This is a genomic window from Streptomyces synnematoformans, assembly GCF_039531005.1.
Lineage (GTDB): Bacteria > Actinomycetota > Actinomycetes > Streptomycetales > Streptomycetaceae > Streptomyces > Streptomyces synnematoformans.
The window spans coordinates 1-6,665 of the sequence record NZ_BAAAPF010000367.1 but is presented as its reverse complement, the minus strand read 5'-3'; the positions used below and the strand labels follow the sequence as shown (position 1 = coordinate 6,665).

Sequence of the window (6,665 nt, the reverse complement as noted above, 5' to 3'; positions counted from 1 at the left end):
GCCGCGCGCCAGCCGCAGGGCGGTGAACGCCCCGGCCGCGCCCTGGTCGTTGACGCCGGCCACCTGCGGCCGGCCGCCCAGCAGCTCGGCCAGCAGACAGCCGGGCAGCACCCGGGCCTGGCAGTCCGGCACCGGGGTGACGGTGAACAGCAGGTCCACGCCGCTGTCCGGGCCGCCGAGCACGCCGGCGACGGCGGTCACGAGGTCCGCGTACGAGACGCGTTCGCCGCGCTCCAGCCAGGTGCGGTCGGGCAGCGGTCCGTAGACCGTCTCCAGGTCGCGGGCGTACTCCTCCAGGTCCGCGGCCGTGGTGCCGCCGTGGCCGGCCGGCGGCGGGCCGACGGCGGTGAGCCGTTCCAGCCTGACGGGCGGTGCCATCGGCTAGCCCGCCGCGCCGGAGGCGGCGGACACCTCGATGAACGCGCACACCGCGCCGACCGTCTCCAGGTGCTCGGGCTCCAGGGTCTCGGGGTCGATCTCGATGCCGTGGTCGTCCTCCAGCGTCATGAGCAGTTCGAGGACGCTGGTGGAGTCCAGGCCCAGCTCCTCGAAGAGCTTCGTCTGCGCGGTGGCCTCGGCGAGGTCCTTGCGCAGCACGACCTCCAGCGACCTGATGACCTTGGCCTGAAGGTCGTTCCGGGCCTCGTCGACGTGCGTGGTCATGCTCTGCCTCCTGTGCGGAACGGTGGTGCGGGCGGTGCGGGCGGGAGCGGCGGGTCGGGGCTACGGGGCCGGGGCGGCGGGCCCGACGTCCGACTGCCGCTCCAGCAGGTCGTCGACGGTGTCGCGGCGCCGCACCAGGTGGGCGCGGCCGTCCCGGACCAGCACCTCGGCGGGGTGGCCGTGGCTGAGGAACAGCACGGGCGAGGCGCTCGGCCCGTACGCGCCGGAGCGGGCGACGGCGACGAGGTCGCCGGGCCCCAGGTCCGCGGGCAGGTCGACGGCCTTGCCGAGGGTGTCGTTGGGGGTGCACAGCGGCCCGGTGACGTTCCAGGGGACGAGCGGTCCGCCGCCGCCGACCCGGTGCATTGGGAAGTTGCGGCGGAAGGGCGAGCCGATGCCGACGGCGGCCATGTGGTGGTTGGTGCCGCCGTCGCACACGGCGAAGCGCTCGCCGCGCGACTCCTTGGTGTAGCGGACCCGGGTGAGGTACGTGCCGGCGGGCGCGGCGAGGTAGCGGCCCAGCTCCATCACCAGCCGGGTGCCGGGGTGCGCGGCGTGGAAGCCGGCGACGACGGGGTTGAGGCCCGCGGTCAGCTCGTCGGCGTCGAGGTCGCTCTCGGCGGCGTGGTAGGCCACGCCCAGCCCGCCCCCGACGTCGACCGTGCCCAGCTCGAACCCGAGCCGCCCGGCGAGCCGTGCGGCGAGGTCGAGGATGCGCCGGGTGTTCTCCACGATCGCGGCGGCGGCGAGGATGCGGGTGCCCATGTACGCGTGCACGCCCGTCACCCGCACGTTGCCGTACCGCCGCAGGCCGGCCGGGTCGAGCGCGTCGAGGACCTCCTCGTCGATGCCGAACTGCCGCGGCTTGCCGCCCATCGTCAGCCCGCCGCCCTTCAGCGCGAAGGCCGGGTTGACGCGCAGCAGCACCTCGGCGGTGCCGCCGCGGTGCCGGGCCGCCTCGTCGATGTCGGCCAGCTCGGGCAGCGACTCGGCGATCAGCAGGGCGCCGGCCTTCAGGCAGGCGTCGATCTCGTCGCGGCTCTTGCCGGGGCCGAGGAACAGCATCTCGTCCCCGGTGGCGCCGGCGCGCTGCGCGGTGGCCAGCTCGGCCAGCGACGACAGTTCGAGACCGGCGCCCAGCTCGCGCAGGGTGCGGGTCACGGCGACGTTGGGGTTGGCCTTGAGGGAGTAGAACAGGCGCAGCGCGGGGTGCAGCCGCTCCCGCAGGCCGGTGTACTGCGCGCGCAGCCGGTCGGCGTCGTAGAGGTACAGCGGGGTGCCGAACTCGGCGGCCAGGTCGGTGAGCGCGAGGCCCTGGCAGTGGGCGGCGGGCGGGTCTGCGGTCATCGTACGTCTCCGAACTCGGTCAGGCGCGCGGCCACTTCGGCGTCCAGGGCGTCCGCCGCCGCCTGGCCGGGGGCGACGAGCAAGAAGTGGAAGCGGCCGTCCGCGGGGGCGGCGGGGGGCGCCGCGGGGCCGGTGAAGGCGGCGTTCACGGTCGCGTGGCTGTCGGGGAGCGCGCCCCGGCCGGCGGCGCGGTCGAACAGCAGCGGGCCGAGGGCGGCGGCGAGCCGGCCGAACGGGACGGGGGCGGGCAGCCGCACGTCGTACTGGCGGGCGACGACGACCGCGCCGGCCGGCACGCAGCGCTCCTGTAGCCGGGTCTGGTACGTGGACATGTTGTTGCGGGCATTGATCTCCAGCACGGGCAGCAGCGAGCCGTCGGCCCGTACCAGGGCGTCGACGCCCACCGGCCCGTGGTAGCCGTCGGCGGCCAGCCGCCGGCCGAGGAGCCGCGCGGTGTCCTCGACGGCCGCGAGCTGCCCCGGGGTGAGCCGCGCCGGGAAGCGGTGGCCCTTGTGGACGCCGCCGGCGGTCAGCGCCTCCTTGACGAAGTCGAAGCGCACCGAGCCGTCCCGGCCCACGGTGAGGTGGTAGTTGAGGTCGGCGGACTTGTCGGCCCACACCTCGACGACCACGGCGAGCCGGTCGTCCCCGGTACGTTCGGCGCGCCGCCGCACCATCCGCACGAGCTGCTCCAGCCGCCGCGCGCGGTCGGCGACCACGATGCCCTTGCCGGAGACGCCGTACGCGTCCTTCACGCCGACGACGGCGCCGTCCGCGATCCGGGCCGCGGCCTTCTCCACGACCGCTTCGAACTCCGCTACCGACTCGCACTCCCAGCCCTCGGCCAGCGGCACCCCCAGCTCGGCGGTGACGCGGCGGCTGTAGACCTTGCTGTTGACCCGCTTCGCGAGCGCCGCGGGCGGCAGCGCCGGGGCGAGCCCGGCCCGCCGGCACAGCTCCTCCTCGGCGGCGGAGATCCCGTGCGGCAGCAGCCGCACGCCGGCGGCGCCGAGCGGGCGCAGCCGGGCGAGCAGCGCGGGCGAGTCCAGCGCCTCCGCCGTGACCGGGACGGCGGGCCGGCAGCGGTCGGTGACCTGCACGTGCGGCAGGTCGAGGCCGAGGCCGCGCAGGTAGTCGAGATAGCCGGGGTCGGGCGCGGACTTGAGGACCACGTGGTCGTCCGCGCCGCCGAGCAGCAGCGCGAACTCGTCCATGCGCGCGACGACCGCGGAGGGCGCGTCGTCCCCGACGGCAGGCACGCCGGGCTCGCCGCGCGCCCAGTCGCGCTCGACCTCGATGTTGCCGAGCAGCACGAGCGGCGTCCCCGGGTCGCCGGTGCAGGCGCGCCGGACTCCGCTCATGAAGTCCCCGGCGGGCGGGCTGCCGGTCATGTGGTCCCCCTTCTTCTGGCGTTTCTCCTGGCGTTCGTGGCGGTGGTGTGCGCGGGCGCCCGGCGTCAGTGGCGGAACACCGCGGCCGCGAAGGTGGCGCCGAGCCCCACCGCGGCCATCAGGTAGCAGTCGCCCCTGCGCAGCCGGCCGGCGTCGCGCAGGGTCACGTAGTTGATGAAGGAGTCGGCGCCGAAGCAGTGCCCGAGCGCGGCGACGTTGTCGAGGCAGATGCGCGAGCGCGGGACGTCCAGCAGCTGCGCGGCCTTCGCCCAGGAGATGCGGTTGACGTTGTGCGGCAGGATCCACGCCAGGTCCTCGGTGCCGATCCCGGCGGCGGCCGTCGCCTCGCGGATCACGGCCGTCAGCCGCTCCGCGTACCGCCGCTCGAACTCCTCGCCGCGCGGCGGCGGGAGCTTCACGTCGTGGTACTCGCCGTACGTGCGGGTGACGTAGCTGCGCAGCACGTCGTCGCCGCCGCCGGCGGACACCAGGCAGGCGGCCGACGACTCGCCCATCACGGTGGTGCCGGGGATGAGCTGGGCGGTGGGCCAGTCGGCCTTCTCCCCGGCGACGACGAGCGCCAGCGTGTCGGGGTCGCCGTCCTCGGCGAGGAGCCGCCCGGCCAGGTCCACGGCGGCGAGCCCGGAGGAGCACGCCTGCTGGGTGACGGTGAACACGGCGGCGTGCCCGAGGCCGAGTTCGTCGGCCGCGTCGTGCACGGGGTTCCGCGAGGCACGCGAGCCGATGGGGATGGTGCGGGCGCTGACGACGTAGGCGACGCGGTGCTCGTTGCCCCTGAGGGCGGTCAGCTCCCGGCCGGCGGCCACGGTCAGCTCGCGCAGTCCGGCGCCGGGCGCCATACGGACGTCGCGGAGCCCGAAGTAGCGGTGGAACAGGGCGAGGTCGCGGTCGCCGACGCCGAGGCGGGGGGCGAGGTCGGCGATGGCCACCGGCACGGGCGCGACGTGGGCGGCGACGTCGTACAGCGCGGTCACGTCGCGCTCCTTCCGGCGGCGGTACGGGCGGCGAACTGCGCCGCAGTCCGTTTGTCGCGGGTGGTCAGGCCGGTGACCGTGAACAGGGCCCGGCCGCCGGCGCCGACCGCCGCGCAGCGGGACACCGTCCCGTCGGGCGCGGCCCGGTGGCGCAAGTCCACCGGTGCGGGGGCCTCGGCGAGCACGGCGTCGTTGCCGGGGGCGTGGAGGTCGAGCCGGTCGATGCGGACGGGCACCGGGACGGGCGCGTCGTCGCCGTCCCCGGCGGTGGCGGCGGTCGACCGCAGCAGGCTGTCCACGGCCAGCGCGGGGAGGAGGAAGTCGCGTACGGGACCGAGCTGTCCGGGCGGCGGCAGGTGCAGCCGGGCCGAGCCTCCGGCGGGGTGCGTGCGCAGCTCGCGGAGCGAGTCGAACATCCCGCCGAGCCGGACCGGGGAGCCGGGGAGCGCGTAGGCGTCCCGGGCGGGGGTGCCCGCGTCCGGGCCGGCTGCGGCCTCGGGTCCGGTGTCGGCTCCGGCGTCGGCTCCGGACCCGGCTTCGGCGGACCGGGGGCCGTACGAACCGTCGAGGAGCACCGTCATCCGGCAGTGCTCCAGCGCCGGGACCGGGCCCCGCGGCGGGCCGGCGATCACCACCGCGACCCGGCCGGGCTCCGCCGCGTGCACGGTGACCAGGAGCCGCCGCGGCCACTGCTCGTCCGCCGCACGCACGAACCGCGAGAACACGGCGTCGAGGACCGCGACCGGCCGCCCCTCCCCCACCGCGGCGGCGGCCTCGGCGGCGATCTCCATGAGGAACGTGCCGGGCAGCGTGGGCCGTTCGTCGACCCGGTGGTCGCGCACGTAGCCGTGGTCGTCCAGGCCCAGCCGCACCTCCCAGACGGTGCCGCCGCCCTCGGCGGGCGCTCCCGGCCCGCGGACGAACGCGCCCGCGGGGGCGGGCTGCCGGGCCCCGGCGGCGCGCAGCTCCGGGGCCGTGGCACCGAGCATGCGCCACTCGGTCTCGCCGAGCCACACCGAGGTCAGCGGGTCGCGGCGGCGGTGCAGCAGCTCGGTGCGGAAGTAGCGGCGGCCGAGGGCGTCGTCGAGGTGGGTGAAGTTGTCCTCGCGGGCGAGGTAGGCGTCCCGGACCTGGGTGTGCGTCACCATCCCGCTCTCGGTCCACAGCCCGGAGACGGGGGCGTGCACGTCGGCGCCGGCCGCGGCGCGCGCGTGGGCGGCGGCGTGGGTGAGGAACTCGTTGGCGGAGATGTAGTCGGCCTCGCCGGGGCGTGCCACGACGGTGGTGACCGAGCTGATCGCCACCCACAGTGCGGGGTCGTGGGCGGCGAACGCGGCGCGGAGGCCCAGCCAGCCGCGCACCTTCACGTCCCGTACGGCGCGGAACTCCGCCGGCGTCTTGCGGCGCAGCGCGGTGGCCCGCTCGACGCCGGCGCCGTGCACGACGACGTCGATGCCGCCGGGCGCGGCGGCCTCGGCGGCGACGGCCCGCAGCGCGGCCGGGTCGAGCACGTCGCACCGCCGGTAGTGCACGCGGTCGGCGCCGTAGCGGGCGGCGAGCCGGCCGAGGGTGCGGGCCCGCTCGGCGTCCTGCAGCGCGCGGTCGTAGCGCCGGTTCAGCTCGGCGAGTTTGGCGCCGGGGTGCTCCGCCAGCAGCCGCCGCAGGGCGGCGTGCCGGACGGCGGGCAGCGCCGCGGCGGCGGGGGCGTCGTCGGGGCCGGCGCCGGGTGCGGGTCCGGAGCCGAGGAGCCAGATCGCGGCGGGGCGGGTCAGCCCGGCGAGCTGGTCGACGAGTTCGGCGGTGATGCCCCGTCCGCCGCCGGTCGCGACGACGACGGGGGCCCGGGGCAGCGGGACGGGCGGCCGGTGGTCGTCCGGGGCGGCGGGGGTGAGCACGGGTTCGGCGCGTACGCCGCGGCGGTGGTGGGCGACGGCGAGGTGCCGGTCCACGGCGGACTCCCGGGCCAGCAGGTCGAGCCCGCCGGCGAAGTCGCCGGCGTCGGCCACGACCGCGTAGACGAGCCCGCCGGGCAGGTCGGCGGCGAGGGCCCGGACGAGGCCGGTGAAGAGCCCGGTGGCGGGCGCGGGCGCGGGGACGCCGGGGTCGAGGACGAGCGCGGCGAAGGACCCGCGGGCGTCGAGGGCGTCGGCGAGCAGGTGCGCGGCGCTGAACGCCAGCTCGTGCAGCTCCAGGGCGGCGGCGGGCAGAACGGCGTCCCCGCCCGCGGCGACGGGCGCCGTGCGGGCCGCGGGACCCGCCGCGCCGCCGG

5 protein-coding genes and 1 pseudogene are annotated in these 6,665 nt (G+C 77.1%); all 6 read right to left on the bottom strand.

Annotated features, from left to right (window positions below; genetic code table 11):
- Positions 1-378 (bottom strand): annotated as a pseudogene (locus ABD317_RS32095) (hypothetical protein); the annotation flags it as partial.
- 3 nt (positions 379-381) lie between these two features.
- The gene (locus ABD317_RS32090) at positions 382-663 is read right to left on the bottom strand and encodes a phosphopantetheine-binding protein (protein WP_027752019.1); all 282 of its coding nucleotides are present in this window, start codon (positions 661-663) and stop codon (positions 382-384) included.
- Positions 664-723: 60 nt separating this feature from the next.
- Complete coding sequence (locus tag ABD317_RS32085) at positions 724-2,010, bottom strand: type III PLP-dependent enzyme (RefSeq protein ID WP_344294594.1); 1,287 nt, start codon at positions 2,008-2,010, stop codon at positions 724-726.
- Positions 2,007-3,401 carry a preATP grasp domain-containing protein gene (locus ABD317_RS32080; protein WP_344294592.1) on the bottom strand — a complete coding sequence of 465 codons (1,395 nt, stop codon included), beginning with the start codon at positions 3,399-3,401 and terminating at the stop codon, positions 2,007-2,009. Before ABD317_RS32080 ends, ABD317_RS32085 begins: the two co-directional genes overlap by 4 nt.
- A gap of 65 nt (positions 3,402-3,466) precedes the next feature.
- Entirely contained in the window at positions 3,467-4,396 is a 930-nt protein-coding gene (locus ABD317_RS32075) for a 3-oxoacyl-[acyl-carrier-protein] synthase III C-terminal domain-containing protein (protein WP_344294590.1), read from the bottom strand.
- Positions 4,393-6,665: SDR family NAD(P)-dependent oxidoreductase (locus ABD317_RS32070; protein WP_344294588.1), on the bottom strand; the 2,273-nt coding region annotated here is incomplete at its 5' end. The genes ABD317_RS32070 and ABD317_RS32075, both read right to left, overlap by 4 nt.